Raw genomic sequence first — 21,768 nt, 5'->3', positions numbered from 1 at the left:
CTGGGCACGCGATCGCAAGGCATATCGCGTCCCTCTAGGTGGCTTCGGACTGCCCGACTGAATTCAGGGAGTTTTCCAGCAGTTGTGAAATCAGTGGAAGCAATTGCTTCTTGCGGCTCACCACGTCCTCCAACTGGTACAAGTTGCGTTCGAGTCGAGGATAGTTGATGGCTTCCCAGAAATCTGGCTCGTGAGACATCAGCAACAAGCTACCGTTGGAGACAATATCGGTAACCAACAAGGCTGAAAAATCGAGGCTGCGTTCCTCGGTCAACTCCACCAAAGCTTCGAGCAATTCGCTGCTCCGCTCCCAGAACAAATCAAAACCGATCTCTTCGATTTGCGAGATGGAGAAGCGATGTCCGCGGTCGACGAACTCCTTGCAGTCCTCGCGTACCACTCGGGCCGCAGGCTGAGACTGCAAGGCAGAGCCCACTTCGAAGAATTCTCTTACAAAGTCATCCAAGTCGATATTGGCAAACGATTTAAGCCATTCCAGGAGCTCGCGGTCTACCTCGGTCGTTGTTGGAGATCGCAGGTGGAGCGTGTCCGAGATAATGCCCGAGGCCATGCAAATGGCAATTCCGGGAGTCGGAATCAAACCAGCCCCGCGGAACTGCTTTGCGACCAAGGTGCAAGTGGAACCGACCGGTTCATTGATGAAGCGGATGGGATGATCCGACTTCAAATTCCCGCCGACGCGGTGGTGGTCCAAGACTTCAACGATTTCCGATTCATCGGCCCCTTGCACCGCCTGGGAGAGTTCGTTGTGGTCGACCAGCACCAATTTCGGCTTGGGCGGATTCACCAAGTCCGATTTGGAGAGGACGCCAAACAACTTTCCTTTGTCATCCAGAACGGGAAACAGGTTTTGCCGGGAACGATCGACCAGCTTGCGAGCATCCGCTACCGGCAGTTTGGAGGAAACCGCTAAACAATCGGTTTGGATCGCCGACTCGATACGTCGCGCCGATTTGATCCGCATGGTCGTCGTAGCTGTGTCAAACGCACTCTTAATGACCGTCACACGGTTCAATTGAGCGAGCTGCAAGAGACCTGGCGAAAGCTCATAGGCACCGGTGACCACCAGCACGCGAACCCCTCGCTCCAGAGCGGGAAGTTGGATGGTAGGCCGATTGCCGCTCACGACGAGCGTTTCCGAAGGATGAAATTGGTTGAGGCGCTTGGTAAACCCTTCGGCGCTCATCGCGCCGACCATCACCATGACTTTAGCCTTCTCGTCGGGCGCGTCACAGTGCTGGAATTCGCCCTTGAGAACGTCGCATATCTTGCGAACCGAGCTGCACACCTGCCGCGCCTGAATTGGGTCATCATCGCCTTCGAAAATGACTTTCATGAGATCGAGAAGGGTCAGCAGTCCTAAAAACTTCCCTTCGCGGTTTAAGACCGGGAGTGCTCCCAGCTTATTTTCGCTCATCCGCTCGTAGACTTCTTGGAACACCTCATCATCGTATGCCACGATGGGATCGGTGCGGCAGACGTCGGAGACTTCTGGCCGCACGTCCATGATGATCCGTGGCGCCATCAAACGCGCGCGCCTCAGCGCATATTCGGTGCGTCGATTGGGGGCACCACAGCAAGCAGCTACCGCATCCGGCAAATGAGTCCGCTGCAAGTAATCGGCATAAGCAATGGCCGCGCATATGGCATCGGTGTCTGGATTGCGATGCCCAAAAACGTAGACAGTCATTACCGAGTTAATCCGCTAAATCGTCGTGGGATAGAGAGCGTCGTGGGTCTTTTCCTCTAGAAAATCAAGCTGGGATCGCGCCAAGCGCTCCCAGTTGAACAAGCTAGCCCCTCAAGTTAACGTAGGATTCGGCTTCGTCGATGCCTACGATGGAGCTTGTCGGAAAAATGTTCCGAGATCCCTGTTGACCCGCTCCCTAATGATTTGCCATACTCCGCAGCAGCGTAATGGAGTACGCCAGCTTGGCTGCCAACACTCTCCACACAGCCCCCTTTCGAGGGGACCTCCGGAGTCATGTTTGCGGAAGGGCTGGAATTTAGGATGGACCCTTAACGACACGGCGGCGTGGTCTTGGAACCCCGCTTGCTTAGAGTAGAGCACTTTCCACATATTCGAACCTGTTAGAGAAAAACTTGAGTGTTCCATGGAGTTCTTTGCCCTCCCGAGGCAAGTCTGAACTCGGCCACTGAAAGTTCTCTAGCTGAAGAGAGATGGCCATCTTTTCTAGTTGGCCATATCGCTTGAATGGACGGAAGGTGTGTATGCTGGTGGTTGACCGCACGGAACCTGTCCAGGCTTTGCCTGTCGCAATGAGGTTTCTGCGGAGCTCTCAACCGCTTGACGAACTCTAATCAAGTGCCGAACCCAACGATCTCGATCGCCTACGGAGTGCCTGTGTCGTTCGCATTTGAATCTGATACCAAAGAGCGCGTCCGCGCCGCAACAGACATTGTCGACCTGATCGGCAGCCGGCTTGAGCTGCGCCGCCAGGGACGCAATTACGTTGCACTCTGCCCATGGCACAAGGACAGCCGCCCAAGTCTGCAGGTTAACACCGAGAAGCAGATCTGGAAGTGTTGGGTTTGCGATATTGGTGGCGACGTTTTCACCTACCTCATGCAGGATCAAGGGCTCAGCTTTGGAGATGCTCTGCGACAGCTGGCCGACCGAGCGGGCATTGCCTTAGATCAAGGTAAAAGCGACCAGCGCAAATACGCAGCCAACGCCGAGCGCAAGGCCGCGTTGTATCGCACGCTGGCTTGGGCCGAAGAGAAGTTCCACAAGTACTTGATGGATTCGCAAGACGGCGCCACCGCTCGGGAATACCTGAAGCAACGCGGTATTTCGGACGAGTCGCTCGAGCTGTTCAAAGTGGGACTGGCTCCCAACGCATGGTCGGTCTTGCTCGATAGTGCCAAAAAACAAAACCTGTCCGCCGAAGTGCTAGAAGCGGCTGGCATGGTGATTCGTCGCGATCGAGGCGGACACTATGACCGTTTCCGAAATCGGATCATGTTTCCCATCCGTGATCGCGACAAGAAGACCATCGCTTTCGGTGGCCGCGTCCTGCCCGGTAGCGATGAGGGCGCGAAATACATCAATTCTCCTGAAACCCGATTGTTTCAGAAGAGTCAGCAGCTCTACGGTTTTGATATCGCGGCCACCCCCATACGCCAGACGCGTCAAGCGGTGGTTATGGAGGGGTACACCGACGTCATCATTGCCCATCAATTCGGCGTCACCAATTCCGTGGCCGTACTCGGCACCGCATTGGGCACCGCTCATTTAAAGCTTCTTCGCCACTACTGCGACCAAATTGTACTGCTGCTCGATGGCGACGAAGCTGGACAAAAACGCAGCGACGACGTACTCGAACTGTTCCTGCATGCCCAGATGGACGTAAGAGTTCTGACGTTACCCGACAAAATGGATCCTGCCGACTTCCTCCTCAAACATGGTACCGATGCACTTAAGGATTTGCTGGCGGATTCGGTCGATGCCATGGAATTCAAGATGCGCCGCGTCAGCACTGGTTTTGACCCAATGGTGGACACCCACCGAGCCAACCAAGCAGTCGAGGAAATGCTGTCCCTGCTGGCAAAGGTTCCCAGCAGCGGCTTGATCAGCAATGAGTCGTTTCGCTTGCGGCAGAACCAAATCCTACCACGCCTGGCGCGACGATTTTCGATTCCCGAAGATTCCCTGCGCAGCCGCTTAACCGATTTGCGAAAGAAAGGGGAACGCCTTACCAAACGACCTTCACAGGCCGATGCTGCACAACCCACGCGATTGTTGCGTCCCGGGGATTTATCTCCCTTCGAACGCGAGCTACTGGAGCTGATTATTGTCGCACCACAAGTTGCCCCGCTTGCACTCGAACGAGTGCAGTCGGGCTGGCTTGAGTGCGAGGCGGCGCGTCAAATGCTCGATGCGTACCAAACACTCGAATTCGAAGGCCAGTCCCTAGAGTTTGAAAGCGTCATGATTGCCTTGGAGGATTCCTCCTTGAAAAGCCTGCTGGTCACCCTGCACGACCAGGCTAATGCCAAACTGCAGTACACGCGAGACTCTGCCGAGAACCGCCTGCAAGTGTTGACACAGCGAATGGGAGAGCAGCAAGATGTGATGCGCCGTCAGCAATTAGTAAGCGAATTGCAAAACAACAAGATGTCTGAAAAGGCGGAAATGGACGTTTTGCAAGACATGATTCGAGAAGCGCGTTTGCGCCAGGGGTTGTTCGACATTCCCTCTTCCCCCGAGGTACCTCCGCAGGCCTTGGATGAGAAGGAGCCGACGAACGATAACTCAGACGATGTGCCATTATCAGAGCAATCGTCACCTGGGTAGCGCGTCCAAAGTAGAAGAGGATACGGCCGAATTGGAGAGGCGTATCCAAAAAAGTTAACCCGAACGTAGAACATTCCACACCACACTTCCCGCAAAAAGTGTGGTACACATCAAAAGGAGTTGAGATCGTGGAACTAATGGACCTGGAACTTCGTACCTTGTTGGCAACCGGACGCTCACAGGGCTTCCTGACTTATGAACAAGTTGGGCTCTATCTACCCGATGAAGACAACAACAGCCACAAGCTGGACACCCTCCTGGTCGTACTCGACAAGAAGGGCATTCCGCTGCTGGATAAGGCTCCGGCCGAAAAGGCATCTGCAGCCAAGGGCGTCTGCGACGACTTGCTGGAAGAGGAAGCTTCCGAGGAGCTGAATCTGTCCGACTTCGACGCCGACGAGGAAAAACTCGACACCCTAGCCGCCTCCCCCAGCGAGCTGCCCAAACTCAGCGACGACCCCATTCGCTTATACCTGAGCCAAATGTCCGAAATCCCCTTGTTCACCCGCGAACAAGAAATCGCCTTGGCTAAAAAGATCGAAATCACCCGCAAGCGATTCCGCCGTAGCCTGTTAGGAAATGAGCTGGCGCTTCATCAAACGGTTCAAATCCTTCGCCGAGTCCATCGAGGGCAACTCCCCTTCGACCGCACGATCAAAGTCTCGCTGACCGAGCGTCTGACCAAAGAACAAGTCTCGGCACGCATGCCACATAACTTGGCGACGCTCCGAACCCTGATGGCTAAGAAACGACAACTGTTCTCTGCTATCGTTCGCAAGAGTATCGACCCCATCCACAAGGCTGAACTCGTACGCATGTACGTGCGTCTGAGAAACAAGTGCATTGTACTGACCGAAGAGCTGAGCCTGCGCTCGCGCCGCGTCGTACCCAACATGAAACAGCTGGAGCAGATTGCAGATCGAATGGAGATCTTGCAAAGACGTATCCAGGAACTGCAGGACGAGCCTCTGCAGCACTTCGAATGCGAACGCTTCCGGACCGAACTCCGCAAACTGATCATTCAGACCCAGGAGAGCCCACGCAGCCTTCGCAATCGCTGCAAAGAGTTCCGCAAGCACTTCACCGACTACGAAGCGGTAAAGCGCGAACTCTCCCAAGGAAACCTGCGGTTGGTTGTTTCCATTGCCAAGAAGTATCGCAATCGCGGACTGAGCTTTCTCGATCTGATCCAGGAAGGCAACACGGGGCTAATGCGGGCGGTAGACAAATACGAATACCGCCGGGGCTTCAAGTTTTCCACCTATGCCACTTGGTGGATTCGCCAAGCCATCACCCGCGCTATCGCAGACCAAGCTCGCACGATCCGCATTCCGGTGCATATGATTGACGTCCTGAGTCGGCTGCGAAACATTCAAAAATCGCTCACCCAAACTCTAAAACGCGAACCTTCTACCGAAGAAATCGCCGCCCAGACCGACCTGCCGGTTGAAGAGGTTCGCCGCGTACTCGATATCGGTCGACATCCCATTAGCCTGGATCGTCCGGTCGGAGAGGGTGAAGACAACAGCTTCGGCGAATTCATCGAGGACAACGATCACGGCAATCCCATTCGCAACGCCAGCAATGGCTTATTGCGGGACAAGATCGATGACTTGCTCAAGTCGTTGACCTTCCGCGAGCGTGAAATTATCAAGCTGCGTTATGGATTGGTGGACGGATATTCGTACACACTCGAAGAGGTGGGGCGAATTTTCAAAGTGACTCGGGAGCGAGTGCGGCAAATTGAAGCGAAAGCAGTCTCCAAAATGCAAAACCCCGTGCGATCGCAGCATTTGGCTGGCTACTTGAAACCCGCCATGTAGGATCTTGAGATGCCCCCTGACCGCCCAATCACTCGTTCTCCGGTCTGTTGATCGAGTCGATTTTCGTGGAAGAGCCTGGCCGCCGTAAGGAGGCGGGCTCAAGGTTATCCCCGGAGGCCGCAGAAGCGGACGGACGCCTGCTGAATAGGTTGAGCCCCGGCATCCCTAGGGGGAGGGCTCCTTTCCATTTTGCCTGCGGCTTGCGCACTCCGACAACGATGCAACAACCTACGGATGCCCCACCCGCTGCACATCAATCACCGTTGAGCCAGGTCTGTCACCAGTCCCGGCTCTTCTTGTAGTCCTCGGCTCGAAAACCAACGATCGAAATATCTCCGCCCGTGCGGTAGAATGAAGCGGTATAGCCATTATGGCTGCCCGCACGTCCTGGTACGACCTGCACCTGCTAGGATTGGAGTTGCGGGAATGGGCTCGTTGTCGTTGCGGCCCCTTAGCGAATTCCGTCTGCAATAGAGTGTTTGCGATTGTTAGAGGCCCTCCCGCTCGAGGGCGTGATGCGGCAGGCGAGAGACTAGTCCCCTGGATACGATGCCAGTTCTGGGGACACTAGCCAACAGTGACCAGCACTGGCTCGCTGCTCCACCGAGCCCCAAGCCGCCCCCCCCTATCCAGGGTTCCCGAAACCGCTGGCTATTGCAAAAATCACTACACGATGAAAGAGAATGCGATGAAACATCGACTGAGTATTGCGTGCCTATTACTGGCCGCCGTCAGCGGTTGCGCTGAATATTCCGCTGACCAACCCGAGGCTGGTGGATCGACGGCCACTGCGCAGGGGAGTGAGAGGGGCGAAGAAGGGAACCCCGAATCGGCGGCAGAGGCTAGCCCCGCAGCTGAAACATCGGAAAGCAAGGCTTCTACCGACGCTGCCTCGGCTGCAGCCACCTCCCAGCATGAAGATGGAAATGCTGCCCTCCCCGTATCCTCTACGAAAAAACCGGAAACTGTCATGCGAACAGAATACAATCCACTAAGCAAATCCGAAGAGGCTGTAATCATCCATAAAGGGACCGAACGAGCCGGAACCGGCGAGTTTGAGCACAACAAAGAAGCGGGAACCTACCTTTGCCGCCGCTGCAATGCCCCGCTGTATGAAAGTGCGTCCAAGTTTGAAAGCGGTTGCGGCTGGCCTAGCTTCGACGACGAACTCAAGGGCGCAGTCACTCGCTCTGTAGATAAAGATGGACTCAGAACCGAGATTGTTTGCTCCAATTGCGAAGGCCACTTGGGGCACGTTTTCCTGGGCGAACGCTTCACCGAGAAAAATACGCGTCACTGCGTGAATTCCATTTCGATGACGTTTGTCCCTAAAGATGAACCACTTCCGCCAGTCATCGTGCTAGAAGCAAAAGGCGAGTAACCCTATCGTGCCCGATCTAGATCTAATTGCGCCGTCAGCTTTGCCACAATCCTTGCGGGAACTTATCGAACAGGCTCCCATGCCAGGGCTGGGAAACGGCCCTCAATGCCCGCAGACCTTTGCATCTATCGAGCGATTGCAAACCGATGCGGGGAATAGCTTGAGGATCGCAGGTCTATGGTTACTCGCGGGGGAACTCGACCGCTCGCATGAAATCAGCCAATCGCAGCCCTCCGCCGAGGGTTCGCTGTGGCATGCCATCATGCACCGACGCGAAGGCGACTTCTCGAACTCCCTGTATTGGTATCGCCGCGCTGGTCCGCACGCTCTCTACGATGCGCTGGCAGAGAAGATCCAAGCCGAACAAGCTACCTTGCAAGCCTCCGGGCTGCCGGACGTGCATTCGGCGTCGCCCGAGGAGCTGCCCGCTCGATTGGTTGAACTGTGCCAACAAGCCAGCCGTCACCATGTTCCCTGGCAAGAAGAGTTGGAACGCGTCTTGTGGTGGGAGTGGCAACTACTGCTGCTAGCCAGCGAAACGCCGGACTAACGCCACTATTGATCCGAGCGCTGGTGGATAGAATAGACCACCGCCGTGCAGCTACTTTGCCAGCCCCCCTCCAATCCACGTAGATTTTGATGAGCCTAGCTAAACTCTTTTCCCCCGATCGTTGTGTCCTCTCGTTTGAATTGTTCCCACCGAAGTCGGACGATGGTGTGCAAGATTTGCTGAACACGGTCGTGGAGCTCAATGCACAGCGCCCCGATTTTTTTACTTGCACCTATGGCGCTGGCGGATCTACGCGTGATCGCACCTTGACGATCACCTCGCAAATCCGCGCAACGCATCAAGTTCCAGTCGCGTCGCACTTAACCTGCGTCGGCTCCACCCGAGACCAACTTCGGGAATACTTGAAGACAGCCCGTGAGCGCGGCATCGACTACATCGTGGCACTGCGTGGAGACCCACCCAAGGGGGAGGCCTCATTCACAGCCGTCGCAGGAGGGCTGCGGTATGCTAACGAACTGGTGGAGCTCATTCGCAATGAATTTCCTCATTTCGGAATCCTCGTGGCCGGATACCCGGAAGTTCACCAAGAGGCGGTCGACGCGACCTCCGACATGGCCAATCTTGTCCGCAAGGTTGACGCAGGCGCCGATGCCATTGTGACCCAATTATTCTACGACAATGACGACTTTTTTCGCTTTCGAGATCAGTGCGTCGCCGCCGGCATTCGCGTTCCAATCGTCCCTGGCTTGCTGCCGGTTTTGAGCCTCAAGCAGGTCCAGCGGATTGCCTCGCTCTGCAAAGCCAAACTACCCAACGAATTCTTGTCGCGACTACAACAAACAGAAGATCTTGAAGCACAATTTGAAATTGGGGTCGATCACGCCGCGAAACAAACCCAAGGACTGATCGATAGCGGAGTACCTGGCATCCACTTCTACGTGCTGAACAAATGCTTGGCCACCAACCAAATTTTAGGTCGCGTCACGGGACTCCAGCGATAAGCGAAAAGCGATAAGGGAAAAGGGAACGGGAGCAGCCCAGTATTGGGGCACCGAATTCGGGCCGCAACAGCCGCTTAAAACACGCAAACCCGCTCCCCTGAGGGGCTTCACGACTATTTTTGAAGTTTTCAAAGGCCTTGGTGGCCTTTGCCAGCCGACATAGGAAACGACTGTCAGCTGCATGTTTGGAACTATTTCCTCGTCTTGTGCTAGTATTTTCGCACAGCTTCCGAAATCGGGGCTTGTGGAATCCGCCCTAGATCGAGTACATTTCTGAGTCCGCAGCCTTGCGCAATAGAATGGGCAAAGCTAGCAGGACCACTTGCCAGAGTGGCGGAATTGGCAGACGCGCTGGATTCAAAATCCAGTGCCCGCAAGGGCGTGTGGGTTCAAGTCCCACCTCTGGTACTGATTCGAATTTGATATTCGAAACAGTGTACAGTTGCGGTCTTACTTAGACCGCGTAGCTGCCTGATTCGGGCAGAGCATCATTCGGTAAAGAACGAGTGGGCGTCGTGACTGAGTCGGTGTGGTTGCTGGGTAAGCCCAGCGTGTAAAACATTTGATAAGCATTACTTACGTCGGAATAAGCAAAAGATGCCAACGATCAATCAGCTGGTCAAACGGAATCGACAGGTACAGCGCAAGACCACCAAGTCGATCGTCCTGGAAAAATGCCCGCAAAAGCAGGGTGTTTGCCTCCAAGTACGTACGATGACACCTAAGAAGCCCAACTCGGCTTTGCGGAAAATCACTCGTGTTCGCTTGTCCAACGGCAAGGAAGTTACGGTTTACATCCCTGGTGAGGGCCACAACCTGCAAGAGCACTCGATTGTTTTGATCCGTGGTGGTCGAGTTCGCGACTTGCCAGGTGTGCGTTATCAAGTCGTGCGTGGTGCACGGGATACACTAGGCGTAGACGGTCGCAAGCAATCTCGCAGCCGCTATGGTGCCAAGCGACCATAAGAACTCTTAACGCCTCCGTAATTAGCCAATCGTAAATTGATAGTTGCAGCGAATGAACGGGACGCTCTAGAAACTAAAGGATCTCAGTCCAAGTTGATCTAGAATCACCCGACAGTCAGTCGCGACCAGTACAAACCTCCGCACAGAAAACTGAATTAGCAAGTCATGGGAAAGATTACTGCCAGCCGCACTTCGCTGCGTCCAGATCCAAAGTATCAATCGCTACTAGCCGGTAAGTTCATCAATTGCTTGATGTACGATGGCAAGAAGAGCACTGCCCAGATCGTATTCTATGACGCGCTTGACGTGATTGCAGAGAAGATCACCGATCGTCCATCGATCGAAGTTTTCGAACAGGCTCTCGAGAATATCAAGCCGTTCATCGAAGTCCGCTCGAAGCGGGTTGGTGGTGCTTCCTACCAAGTGCCGATGCAAGTCAATCGCTCGCGTCAACAATCGCTTGCGATCCGCTGGTTGCTGATGGCAGTACGTGAGAAGAAGGGTCGCGCAACCCACAAGAAGCTGGCTGAAGAACTGCTAGCAGCCTACCGCAAGGAAGGTACTGCCATGGCTCGTCGCGAAAACACGCACCGCATGGCTGATGCCAACAAGGCCTTCGCTCACTTCGCATGGTAAGCTAAGCTACCAAGTAGATAATTCAAGAGCCGTGCCAGTTTGGACACGGCTCTTTTTATGCGCCTTACCTGCTCTTGGGACCTGTCGCTGCGCTTCCAGCTTGACGGACCTACCGGTACATTATTGGGTCCGAGGGGCAAACGCGCCCCGTACTCGAGACGGTCAGGGCCGCCCGCTTGGCTGGCCAACGTGAAATCGTCCAGTGCGACAGGTGCCATTGCTTCAGGTGTCTGCGCCCCAAATCCATGATCCACCCCAATGCACCGGAAGGCTACCTGACATGGCTCGCGATTTAGAGTCGCTGCGAAATATCGGCATCATCGCCCACATCGACGCTGGCAAGACGACCGTTACAGAACGCATGCTCTACGTGAGCGGTGCCAAGCACCGCGCAGGCGGCGTCGACTCCGGAACCACGGAGACCGACGACGATCCCGAGGAACAAGAGCGTGGCATTACAATCTACTCCGCCTGCGTAACGTTCAATTGGAAAAAGATCACGATCAACCTGCTCGACACGCCCGGCCACGTCGATTTCACCGCGGAAGTCGAACGCTGCCTACGCGTACTCGATGGGGCCGTCGTCGTTTTCAGTGGACGTGAGGGGGTTGAGGCTCAGAGCGAAACGGTTTGGCGTCAAGCCGATAAGTACAACGTACCACGCATCGTCTTTATCAATAAACTAGATCGCGAAGGTGCTGATTTCTATCGCGTGCTCGACGAGATCGGACCTCGCCTCAACGCTCAACCGGTACCGGTTCAAATTCCCGTCGGAATGGGCCCTCCGCACGTGAAGGATCCCTTTCGAGGAGTTATCGATTTGGTCGACATGCGGCTGCTGCGATTCTCCGCAGAGGACGACGGCAAACAAGTAGCCGATGAGCCTATCCCCGAAGAGCTACTCGATGACGCTCAGACTTGGCGGGAAATGTTGCTCGAGTCCCTGTATTCCATCAATACCGAAATGATGGAAATGGCGCTGGAAGAAAAACCCATCCCACCCGAAGTTATTCGTCGCGCCCTCCGGGCGGGCTGCATCGCGCGCGAGATCCAACCCGTACTCTGTGGCTCGGCCTTGCACGGAATGGGAGTCCAACCACTACTGGACGGAGTGGGACATTATCTGCCGACCCCTCTTGAACGCCCCCCCGTAATTGGAGTCGACCCGAAGAAGCGAGATAAAGAGCTACAACGACTCCCTTCAGTCGATGAGGCCTTTTGTGCGTTGGTCTTCAAAATCCTGCCTGCTAAGACCGGCGACCTGTACTGGATTCGCGTCTATTCAGGCAAGCTCGAATCGAACTCTCGCGTCTACAATCCCAATCGCGACAAGAAAGAAAACATTGCCCAGCTCTGGCAGATCCATGCCACCAAGAAAGAGCGACAAGGCCAAGTGCAGACCCTTGAATGTGGTGACATCGCCTGTGCGATTGGTCCTCGCATGTCGATTACCGGCGACACGTTGTGCGACACCCGTGAGATGATTGAGTTGCCAAGCATTCAATTCGCGCAAGCCGTACTTTCGATGGCCATCGAGCCCGAAAACACTGCGGAGCGCAAAAAGCTGTCTGAAGTGCTTGAGATGCTGAAACGGCAAGACCCAACATTCAACGCAGTCGAGAACGAAGAATCGGGACAAACCCTGATTAGCGGCATGGGAGAATTGCACCTCGATGTAATCAAGCATCGCCTAACGCGCGACTTCAATCTGAATGTCAAATTCTACAAGCCACGCGTGAGCTACCGGGAAACGATCGGCAGCAAGGCAACCGTTACCGGACAGTGTAACCGGCAAATCGGCGCTACCCAGCTATTCGCGCGAGTCGACATCATTGTCGAGCCCTTGGAGGATCGTGCCTCCGATGCGATCGTGCTCGACCAGTTCTTCGGAGAGCACGCGTTGCCCGACAATCTGAAAGCTGCGGTGATGGAGGAACTCCGCAGCCGTGCTCAGGGTGGTGGAGCGATTGGTAGCTTCCCACTGACGGGACTCAAAATCTCTCTCGTGGGAGGCGAGATGCGGGAAGTTGGATCGGACGAAGTTGCCTTTCGCATTGCAGCCAATGACGCTTTTGAGCAAGCCTTGCAGCAAGGAACGCCAACCCTGCTGGAACCAGTAATGCGGCTCGATATCATCACACCTGAAGACTATCTCGGAGAGATCGCAGGGGACTTGCAACAGCGCCGCGCTACGATCGAATCGACCGAGTCCCGAGGAACGATGACAGGGCTAATCGCGTTTGCGCCATTGAAAGAGCTGTTTGGATATTCCTCGGCCATTCGTTCGCTAAGCCAAGGACGCGCCGGTTGCTCAATGGAACCCCACGGCTATCAAGCCGCCCCCGAGTCCGATGTCGAAAGCTTTGGGTTCTAGCATCCCCATGCCCGTGCTGCCCCAGCGTCGCATCACGAGGGCGGGGCGAGAGCGACACTCCACAACGAACTCAGCGGCATAGCAACAACCAGGCGCACCTCTAAGCCACTCATCTAACCATGCAACGTTCAGCGTTGTATAGAACCCTCCCTTCCTCCCTCCCTCCCTTCCGTGAGCTGAACCTCCCCAAATTTACCGAAGGAGCAAACAGTAAGGTTATCCCGCTGCCCCCCCCCCTAGGAGTCTCCTCAAAAGTGCCACCCATCTATTCCATTGCCAGCCCCCTCTCCCCGAAAGGTGCCACCCATCTTCCACTATTCCCAATAGGTTCCACCCACCTTCCACCTGTTGCTAGCAATCCCCGATAGGTGCCATCCATCTCCCGCGGATTGTCAAGTAGGTATCCGCCAGATTTTAATTGACGAAGGATGACAGAATGTTAGACTGAACCGGTGCTCCTAGGAGGTGCTTGTGATGAGTAGACCCAACCGTAATGAACAATTTCAAGCGGGCGAAGTCTGTATCGTGCATGCCATACAACGTTGTGTACGAAGAGCGTTCCTGACTGGCGTCGACCCCGTCTCTGGTAAGGATTACTCCTTCCGCCGCGAGTGGATCCGGCGACGGATGGAAGCCCTCGCTTCCGCGTTCGGCATAGACGTACTGACCTATGCCATTCTCAGCTCACACCTCCACATCATCTTGCGAAATCGTCCCGACGTGGTTGCCCTGTGGTCGGAGGAAGAGGTTGCCCAGCGGTGGCTGAAAGTCTTTCCCGGGCGTCGGTTTGAGGAGCATTTGGCAGAGCCCACCGAGGCCGATGTGCAGGCGTTAATTAGAGACCAGGAGCGCATGGCGGTGATTCGCTCGCGTTTGTCTGATATCTCTTGGTTTATGCGAGCTCTGGCCGAGCCTGTCGCGCGGCTCGCGAACGCTCAAGAGAAATGCACGGGACGATTCTGGGAAGGCCGCTTCAAAGCACAACGGCTCGCCGACGAAGCGGGCTTGCTGGCCTGCGCCATGTATGTCGACTTGAATCCCATTCGAGCGGCGATGGCCGAGTCCCCGGAACAAGCCGAACACACCTCAGCCTACGATCGCATCCAGGCTGAGCGGGGCGCAAAGATCGATTCAGCAGCCTTCGATCTACGGGCGGTGCCCACCGCCGAAGCGGGGAAGAAAATACGCGAGACACCCGTGCAGCAGCGGATGCAGGAACAAAAGGCGAAACGTCGCAATCCCACCGGCAAGCGTGTCTTGCGAGACAGCTGGCTGGCACCTCTAGAACTGGCCAGTCAAACGTTGTCGAACGACCCGCAGGCTCATGCGGGCGGATTGCGAGCCAGCGACCGCGGCTTCTTGTGCATGGACTGGAGTAAGTACCTGGAGCTACTGCAGTGGACGGCGGCCCAGCGTATTAAGCAGGCCGCCTCCAAAGTACCGCAGCGACTGCAGTCGGCTTTAGCGTCGACTGGGATCGAGGTCTCGATGTGGCGTGACTTGGTGTGGGATTACAAACGCTACTTTGGCCGGAGTACCTGTGCGGGGCGCCCGAGTACCATGTCCGCCGACGCACGTCGGCACAATCGGCGTTGCCATCACGGCCAGCAGAAGGCCAGCGAGTGCTTTCTCGCATCTGGGTAGCCCCCTTCTTGCTGCCTCCTGCCAGCTAGCCCCCATTTTCCGACGATCTCCTGTGCAGCACGCGATCGCTGTGCGCTCGCCTAGCTCGCCGCTGGAAGACGACGGCCTCTTTCTGCAAGACACCGCCTCTCATGCGGGGTCTCATCGTCCAACAAGCGACGCCTTTGCTAGCACAGAGCTCTCGCCAGCAGCAGCTTCCCCCGCGAATCAGCCAAAAGGTGCCATCCACATTTGCCAATCAGTGGATGGCACCTATCGGGATAGGTGGGTGGCACATTTGTTGCTGGAAGACGACGGCCTCTCTCTGCAAAACACCGCCTCTCATGCGGGGTCTCATCGTCTTTGCTAGCACAGAGCTCTCGCTAGCAGCAGCTTCCCCCGCGAAGCAGCCAAAAGGTGCCATCCACATTTGCCAATCAATGGATGGCACCTATCGGGATAGGTGGGTGGCACTGATGGGGGGAGGTGGGAAGGAGTTCGGATTCAGGTGGGGGGGGCAGATGGGATTGGATGTCCGGCAAGAATTTCGGCGATGTGCATGATCCGCAGTGGGCGGTGATTGCGGCGTATTAGGCCATCCATATGCATGAGACAACTGGCATCGGTGGCGGTCATAACTTCGGCCCCGGCACGCACGTGGTCTTCGACTCGATCCTTTCCCATTAACACCGAGACCCCTTCTTCCGCGACAGCGAACGTTCCGCCGAACCCACAACACTCGTCCGAGCGCTCCAAGTCGACCAATTCCAACTTAGGTACCATCTCTAACACCCGCCGAACTTTGCTAACTTGGGGCCCTTGCAGTTCGGAACAAGCATCAAGCCTTAGTTCTCGCAGCCCGTGGCAGCTGCTGTGAAGTCCCACGCGGTGGGGAAACGGTTGCGTAAACGCGTTGACCTGCAGTACATCGACTAAGAATTCACACAATTCCCAGACACAAGGTCGCAACTTTTCGAAGCGAGCGTCGTTGTGGAAGAACCCCTTGTAGTGATTCCGCACCATCGATACACAGCTTCCCGAGGGGCTTACGACGTGGTCGTATTCGGAAAAAACGTCCAGGAACTTCTCTGCAATCGGACGCGTGTCCTCTATACACCCGGTGTTGGCCATCGGCTGTCCACAGCAGGTTTGCGACTCCGGAAACTCAACGGTAAGCCCACTAAAGCTCTCCAAAATCTCAACGGTGGCCAGACCAATTTGTGGAAAAAATTGATCGACGTAACAAGGGATAAATAGCCCAATGCGCATGGCGAAATCGCTCAAGGTGATGGAAAGAGTTTAGGAGACGAGGCAGACTATTATCGGTCGCCTGTCAATCCTTCGCAATCCTAGCCATCCTCGACAGGACATCGGTAAGGAAAGGAACGGTTATACGCAAAAAATTAGCCTGAACCTCGACAATGCCTTTCAAAATGCCGCCGCAAGGCTTCTTCCCCCTTTGCAGGACTGCGGCTAGTTCGCTACCATTTGCACACAACTTCATTGAAGAGATGCAGGGCAGTTTGTCGATGGCAAGTCTTCGAAGGTTGTTTGGTAAGGTGCAGCGATGCAACGATTTAGTTGGAATTGCTTACCATCTTGCCAACTTGGAATAGAGGGCGGAGTAGCTCAGTTGGTTAGAGCAGCGGAATCATAATCCGCGTGTCGGGGGTTCGAATCCCTCCTCCGCTACTTGCAAAAAATCAACGTTTTACAGGCTGGAACGCACTTTTCGCGTTACCGTCATCACGACGAGCGGCCCCGTTTTCCAAGAAGTCGTACCGAAAAACTCGGTAGGGCGACAGAATCGGGAGTCCCTTTCTATGGCCAGACCCAAGGCAAAAGCGCCCGCACGGCGCTACCACATCTCCGGGCAAAGCATCGTCACCCTTGACGGTCGAGACATCTATCTAGGCAAGCATGATTCGCCGGAATGCATCGCCCGCTATGCCGTCCTAATCGGAATCTATCAATCAGGCGGTTTAAAGCTACCGGAAGACTTCGACCCCGCTGAGCTCGACCACAAGGCAGCTACCCTGCTGGGAGTAGCCGACACCCCAGCGCAGCAGGCCGACCAGCCAGTCCAAGTTCAGCACGTTACTGCACTCTTCCGGGAACACATCAAGCTGAAATATGCGACCGTACCGCAAGAAATGCGACGGCATGAGCGACTTTGTAGCCAGCTTGAGGAGCAATTCGGCGAAGTATTGGCCCAGGATTTTGGCCCAGTCAGGTTGAAGTCGTTTCGCGAGTTCTTGATTCGCGAGGGCAATAGCGGCAAGAAACCACTAGCCCGGAAGTATATCAACCGCCTAGTGCGCTGCGTGGTGGGAATCTTCCGACATGCCGTGGCCGGCGAACTGATAGGAATTGACCTAGTTCACCGACTGGAGACTCTGGAAGCGCTCCGCAATGGGCAAACCTCTGCCCCCGAAGTACCAGCGGTTGAGCCAGCCAATATCGAGGATGTCCGCAAGACAGCCGAGCACCTTTCTCCAATCATCAAGGCGATGCTCCGGATTCAGATTGCGACAGGAGCAAGGCCAAGCGAAATCTGCATCATGCGACCGTGCGACATCGACCGTACTGGCGATATTTGGATTTACCACCCCAGCCGACATAAGACCAGCTTTCGCGGTAAAGCGAAGGCGATTCCGTTGGTGAATGACGCAAGAGAGGCAGTAACGGAGTTCTTACAGAGAGCTCCCGATGCCTTCTGCTTTTCCCCCAAGGAAGCGATGGCTTGGCGGCATGCTGTAGCAGCAGCGAATCGAGTGACTCCCGATAGCTGTGGAAACCGTGTTGGTTCGAACCGCAAGGAGACGCCGAAGAGTGTGCCGAGGGACCGCTACGATACTTCAAGCTACCGGCAGGCGATTCAACGAGCTGCTAGGCGAGCTAGTGTTCGCCAGTGGCATCCGTATCAACTGCGACACCTAACGGCAACGGTAGTTCGAGCAGCACTCGGAATCGAAGAGGCTAGGGCACTTCTAGGGCACTCTACCGCTCTAATGACAGCGCACTACGCCAGGGAATCGATTGAGGCCGCCACCCGAGCCGCCGCCGCCGCACCGAAGCTATAATCTGACCATTGTCGCCAGGGGCCTAATTAACCCCGCCGCCAGCCCGTCCTTCGGTCCCTTAGCCGCGGTGCGGGTTGGCAGCGACTTTCTAAACCTAAGGGATTCTGCATGCGATTCATTAAAGACGTCATAGCCGACGAGCTCAGGCGGTTCCTCTCTGTTACCCAATGGGACCACTTTTCGTTCGGGCAGGAAGACTTGATTTACGCAATTGAGGGAGAGGTTGATATTCGCCCACTGGCTGATGAGCCATTGGTGCGGCTGGAGGGAAAGCTAATCTCTCCCAGGAGAGCGCCAGCCCTAGAGTTCATAGAAGACGCTAGCCTCGTTATCGAGCTTGGGAACTTCCTGGATGAACTCAAAATCTGGATGCGAGAAACGGGGGAGATACGTGAGCAGTGGTTGTGGGACCACATCAAACACGAATTGCCAAAGGAGCTTGGTAGGGTGTTTGGTTTCACAGGGCCCCTTTTTGACCAATACGAGCGGATCCTAAGCCGAGCGAGAAGGCTCCTATTCCTGCTTGAACGCAAGGAGGATTCACCAGATTCACCAACCCGCCCGGCAGTAGCAAGCAAAACCGACTCTGAGAGTCCATTAGCGGCGCTGCGGAATAAAGATGGCTTAGTCGCGCGGAAGGACTTACTCGCGTTTTACGATATCGCAGGCTCGACACTCAACGACCGAATCGATAGCCAGGGGCACCCCGAGCCTATTAAGTGCGGACGAAAGCATTTCTTTCGTGCGGACGAGTGCGACCAATGGCTGAAAAAACAGTCCGAAAAGGAATAGGTGCAAATTTTCGTTCAGTTCGTTCAGTTCGTTCAGTTCGTTCAGCGGGCATGATAAAACCGTAGCCCAAAGTGCTAAGCAAGTAGATACTCCCTAGCGTTGCAAGTCATCGTTATGGGAGTTTTTTTATGCACAAGACGTCGGCAGAATCTACCGTCTCAAAAGTCCTCAGTGAGGACGTCCTAACGCTCGCACAAGCCCGAAGCGAGCTCTTCAAAATCTCCGGCAAGCGACCGGATAAGGCCACGATGACCCGTTGGATTCACCGGGGAGTGGGTGGCGTCCGCCTTGAGGCTGTTCGGCTGGGATGCCAGTTGTTCACCAGCAGGCAGGCGCTAACGCGATTCATCGCAGCACGCACCGAAAAATCGGTGGGGGTCTGACCATGACATTCATCCAATGGCTTGAGTCCCGCAACATCGACTGCTTGGAGCTTACGGCCGAGCTAGAGGCCGCCTTGCAGTCGCAGTGGAAAGCCCAGTTCCCAGTGCCAACGCTAGAACGACTGATTGTGCCCAGCGATTGCCTATGGCCAGCACGTGGCTATTGGACGCCACCAGTTAGCCGCTAAATGCAAAACGCCCAGGGCCTACCGAGCCCCAAGCGTTTCGATTCAATCACGCAGCGAGGAGAAGCTGCACGACACCCATTCATGAAGATTATACGCGATGAGAAACGACATTCCAAGTTATTTTAAAGACGTGCGGCCAACTGGTCAGGGAAAATGGCAAGCGAAATGCCCAGCTCATGACGATGGCACCGCAAGCCTAACAATCACGAGCACCGCAGACCGCTGGCTGCTCCATTGTCACGCCAACTGTCACATCGAAGCCGTCCTCAGTGGCGCAGGGCTGAGCTATTCCGACCTGAGCGGCGAGTCTTCCCCTCTGGTCGAATCGACACTTGAGTACGACTACCACGATGCGGATGGGAACCACGTCTATACAGTAGTTCGCAAGCCGGGGAAGCAGTTTCGGCAACGCAAGGCGAATGGTGAGTGGAGTCTAAAGGGTGTTACCAGAGTCCCCTACCGACTCCCTGAGGTCATCAAGGCCGACACCGTCTTTATCGTCGAAGGCGAGAAGGATGCAGAGACGTTGCGAGCGAATGGCTTCACATCCACATGCAACGCGGGAGGTGCTGGCAAGTGGCAAGCCGACTGGAGCGGATACTTCAACGGCAAGACCGTCTACATCCTGCCGGACAACGACGACACAGGCCGAGACCACGCCAGGGATGTTCAAGCCATGCTAGGCCGTGGCGTGATTGTCGAATTGCCAGGATTGCAGCCTAAGGGGGACGTATCTGATTGGTTCGCTGGAGGTGGGACAGTTGAGCAGTTTCGGGAAATCGTTTCTAGTTCTCCGGACACAACCCCCTTAAATCCTGGGAAAAGTGAGGTTTCGTCCCCAAATACTAAAACGAAATCTGAAAATCACGTAATTCCCGAGCTGGTGGAGTTCGCTCCATTCCCTACCGATGCCCTGCCGGGAGCCCTACCGGAATTCATCCGCCAGGGAGCAAGAGCGGCATGCTGTGATGAGAGTTTCATTGCTCTGCCATTGCTGGCGGGGTTGGCATCGGCAGTTGGCAATTCCACCGCCTTGGCCGTCAAGCGTAACTGGACTGCCCCAAGCATCCTATGGTGCGTAGTCATCGCTGAATCGGGTTCAGGCAAGAGTGCTCCCCAGCGACTCGCCTTGAGTCCTCTGAGAGCTCGACAGCGGAAGTTGGTTCGCGAATACGACCTTGCGTATGAGGCCTACGCGAAGGAGCTGGAAATCTACTCCAAGGCATCCGCAGACTTCAAGAAGGCCAAGCCGGGCGCCATGGAGCCACCAGACCCGCCAATAGCCCCAGTTTGCAAGCGAGTCTTGGTAGACGATACGACCGTTGAGGCATTGGGAAAACGTCTCTCTGAGAACCCTAGAGGCCTCCTCTGTGCAAGCGATGAGTTATCAGGATGGTTCTCGAGCTTCAGCCGATACAAAAGCGGCAAGTCTTCCGACGAGCCGAAGTGGCTGGAGTTCTACGGCGCGCAGATGAGCGTGATTGATAGAGCTGCCAGCAAGAGGCCTATCGTTATCGACAGAGCATCCGTTTCCCTAACGGGTACGATTCAGCCGGGGATTCTCCGAGGGCATCTCACAGCCGACCATAAGGCCTCTGGACTGGCAGCAAGACTACTATTCGCAATGCCACCTAGAATCGTTCGCCGATGGACAGAGGACGAAATTGCCGAACACATCGAAGAGTCCGTGAGTGATATCTACGAAAGCCTGCTATCGCTTGAGCTTAACATTGATGAGGAAGGCGAGGCCAAGCCCTACTTTTGCCGACTTGCACCCGATGCGAAACGGGTATTCGTCAAATATTACGACCGACACAATCGAGAATCCCAGGCGCTGGACGGGGATCTCTTTGCAGCGTACTCAAAACTGGAAGAGGTGGCAGCGCGTATTGCACTGGTCATCCATTGCATTCGTCATGCCCTTGGAGAGACGGCCGACAGGAGCCACGTAGACCTGGACTCTATGGCTTCCGGGATTCAAATCGTTGAGTGGTTCAAATCCGAGGCGCGGCGAGTCTATGGCGTTCTCCAGGAGTCTCAGGCGGCAACTGAGAACCGCAGCCTCATCCAATGGCTATCCGCACAGTCTGAACCAGTAACGGCGCGAGAGTTCTACCGAGCTAATCGGTCCTCTGTCGAGAGCTGCGAACATGCTGACGCACTTCTGACCAGTTTCGCGAATGCCGACCTTGGGAGCTGGCAAGAGACTCCCCCCTCTGAGCTTGGCGGTAGGCCAACTCGCAAATTCATTCTTACAAAGTTGGGACACAACCCCCTTAATCCTTGGGAAAACGAGGGTTCTGTCCAGGATTCGCTAGAGGATGAGCCGGAATCGCCAGTCTACGGGGAGCCTTGGCAGCCATGAGCGAGCCCAAAGAAATCACCATAACGCTACGAATGGACGGCCAGCACGACATCCGAGCCGTGCGGCTTCTATTGAAGCGACTCCTTCGAAGTCATGAGCTCCGATGCACGAGACTGCGATACAAACCAAGCGAACCCCCAGCTTCACACGAGACGCACGATGAGGACCGATTGTGAGCATCGAGCCGCACCAGGGCCAGGACGCGACAGGCGGCACGTCAGAGGCCTTCACGGACGTATGCACCGGGGGTGGGTCTTTTGTCCAGAGCCAACCCGGAACGACCTATCGTCTCACGCGCGCGCC

Annotated in this window: 16 protein-coding genes and 2 tRNA genes; 16 read left to right on the top strand and 2 right to left on the bottom strand. The window is 55.5% G+C overall.

The features are described 5' to 3' along the window. Nucleotides 1-34: 34 nt before the first annotated feature. Nucleotides 35-1,711, bottom strand: coding sequence for a putative manganese-dependent inorganic diphosphatase (locus Q31a_RS06205; RefSeq protein ID WP_145075533.1), 1,677 nt, complete (start codon nucleotides 1,709-1,711; stop codon nucleotides 35-37). A 636-nt stretch (nucleotides 1,712-2,347) separates the two neighbouring features. Between Q31a_RS06205 and dnaG the strand changes: the two genes are divergently transcribed. The 10 genes from dnaG (at nucleotide 2,348) to Q31a_RS06155 (ending at nucleotide 14,675) form a co-directional block, all read left to right on the top strand. Then, nucleotides 2,348-4,339, top strand: a complete 1,992-nt coding sequence (gene dnaG, locus Q31a_RS06200) for a DNA primase (protein WP_197356304.1) — start codon at nucleotides 2,348-2,350, stop codon at nucleotides 4,337-4,339. A 128-nt stretch (nucleotides 4,340-4,467) separates the two neighbouring features. After that, nucleotides 4,468-6,162: a sigma-70 family RNA polymerase sigma factor gene (locus Q31a_RS06195; protein ID WP_145075526.1), complete on the top strand. Its 1,695-nt coding sequence runs from the start codon at nucleotides 4,468-4,470 to the stop codon at nucleotides 6,160-6,162. Nucleotides 6,163-6,850: 688 nt separating this feature from the next. Continuing rightward, nucleotides 6,851-7,543 (top strand): methionine-R-sulfoxide reductase, encoded by a 693-nt coding sequence (locus tag Q31a_RS30720; RefSeq protein ID WP_231691084.1) that lies wholly within the window; start codon nucleotides 6,851-6,853, stop codon nucleotides 7,541-7,543. A gap of 7 nt (nucleotides 7,544-7,550) precedes the next feature. Next, nucleotides 7,551-8,093, top strand: a complete 543-nt coding sequence (locus Q31a_RS06185; protein WP_231691083.1) for a hypothetical protein — start codon at nucleotides 7,551-7,553, stop codon at nucleotides 8,091-8,093. 89 nt (nucleotides 8,094-8,182) lie between these two features. Beyond that, entirely contained in the window at nucleotides 8,183-9,055 is an 873-nt protein-coding gene (gene metF, locus Q31a_RS06180; RefSeq protein WP_145075520.1) for a methylenetetrahydrofolate reductase [NAD(P)H], read from the top strand. A gap of 324 nt (nucleotides 9,056-9,379) precedes the next feature. Next, nucleotides 9,380-9,463 (top strand) — tRNA-Leu (locus tag Q31a_RS06175). 189 nt (nucleotides 9,464-9,652) lie between these two features. Beyond that, entirely contained in the window at nucleotides 9,653-10,021 is a 369-nt protein-coding gene (gene rpsL, locus Q31a_RS06170; RefSeq protein ID WP_145075517.1) for a 30S ribosomal protein S12, read from the top strand. Nucleotides 10,022-10,186: 165 nt separating this feature from the next. Then, nucleotides 10,187-10,657, top strand: coding sequence for a 30S ribosomal protein S7 (gene rpsG / locus Q31a_RS06165; RefSeq protein WP_145075514.1), 471 nt, complete (start codon nucleotides 10,187-10,189; stop codon nucleotides 10,655-10,657). A gap of 280 nt (nucleotides 10,658-10,937) precedes the next feature. Then, the gene (gene fusA / locus Q31a_RS06160; protein ID WP_145075511.1) at nucleotides 10,938-13,031 is read left to right on the top strand and encodes an elongation factor G; all 2,094 of its coding nucleotides are present in this window, start codon (nucleotides 10,938-10,940) and stop codon (nucleotides 13,029-13,031) included. 474 nt (nucleotides 13,032-13,505) lie between these two features. Beyond that, entirely contained in the window at nucleotides 13,506-14,675 is a 1,170-nt protein-coding gene (locus Q31a_RS06155; protein WP_145075508.1) for a hypothetical protein, read from the top strand. A 483-nt stretch (nucleotides 14,676-15,158) separates the two neighbouring features. On the opposite strand, the gene Q31a_RS06150 is transcribed toward Q31a_RS06155, so the two are convergent. Continuing rightward, nucleotides 15,159-15,923, bottom strand: coding sequence for a (Fe-S)-binding protein (locus Q31a_RS06150; protein ID WP_145075503.1), 765 nt, complete (start codon nucleotides 15,921-15,923; stop codon nucleotides 15,159-15,161). Between the two features lie 349 nt (nucleotides 15,924-16,272). On the opposite strand from Q31a_RS06150, the gene Q31a_RS06145 reads away from it, so the two are divergent. The 6 genes from Q31a_RS06145 to Q31a_RS06120 all read left to right on the top strand — a co-directional run bounded on the left by Q31a_RS06145 (nucleotide 16,273) and on the right by Q31a_RS06120 (nucleotide 21,465). Then, nucleotides 16,273-16,346: transfer RNA gene (locus Q31a_RS06145), tRNA-Met, on the top strand. Nucleotides 16,347-16,477: 131 nt separating this feature from the next. Continuing rightward, nucleotides 16,478-17,737, top strand: coding sequence for a tyrosine-type recombinase/integrase (locus Q31a_RS06140; protein ID WP_145075500.1), 1,260 nt, complete (start codon nucleotides 16,478-16,480; stop codon nucleotides 17,735-17,737). A 108-nt stretch (nucleotides 17,738-17,845) separates the two neighbouring features. Then, the gene (locus Q31a_RS06135) at nucleotides 17,846-18,529 is read left to right on the top strand and encodes a hypothetical protein (RefSeq protein WP_145075497.1); all 684 of its coding nucleotides are present in this window, start codon (nucleotides 17,846-17,848) and stop codon (nucleotides 18,527-18,529) included. A 128-nt stretch (nucleotides 18,530-18,657) separates the two neighbouring features. Further along, a complete protein-coding gene (locus tag Q31a_RS06130) occupies nucleotides 18,658-18,912 on the top strand; it encodes a DUF1580 domain-containing protein (RefSeq protein ID WP_145075494.1) in 255 nt (84 codons plus the stop codon). Nucleotides 18,913-18,914: 2 nt separating this feature from the next. After that, complete coding sequence (locus Q31a_RS06125) at nucleotides 18,915-19,100, top strand: hypothetical protein (RefSeq protein WP_145075491.1); 186 nt, start codon at nucleotides 18,915-18,917, stop codon at nucleotides 19,098-19,100. A gap of 97 nt (nucleotides 19,101-19,197) precedes the next feature. Beyond that, nucleotides 19,198-21,465: a DUF3987 domain-containing protein gene (locus tag Q31a_RS06120; protein WP_145075488.1), complete on the top strand. Its 2,268-nt coding sequence runs from the start codon at nucleotides 19,198-19,200 to the stop codon at nucleotides 21,463-21,465. The last annotated feature ends 303 nt before the right edge of the window (nucleotides 21,466-21,768 follow it).

The sequence above is a fragment of the Aureliella helgolandensis genome, assembly GCF_007752135.1.
GTDB lineage: Bacteria > Planctomycetota > Planctomycetia > Pirellulales > Pirellulaceae > Aureliella > Aureliella helgolandensis.
Note: the sequence above shows the minus strand (reverse complement) of the source record. Positions and strands in the feature narration are given on the sequence as shown.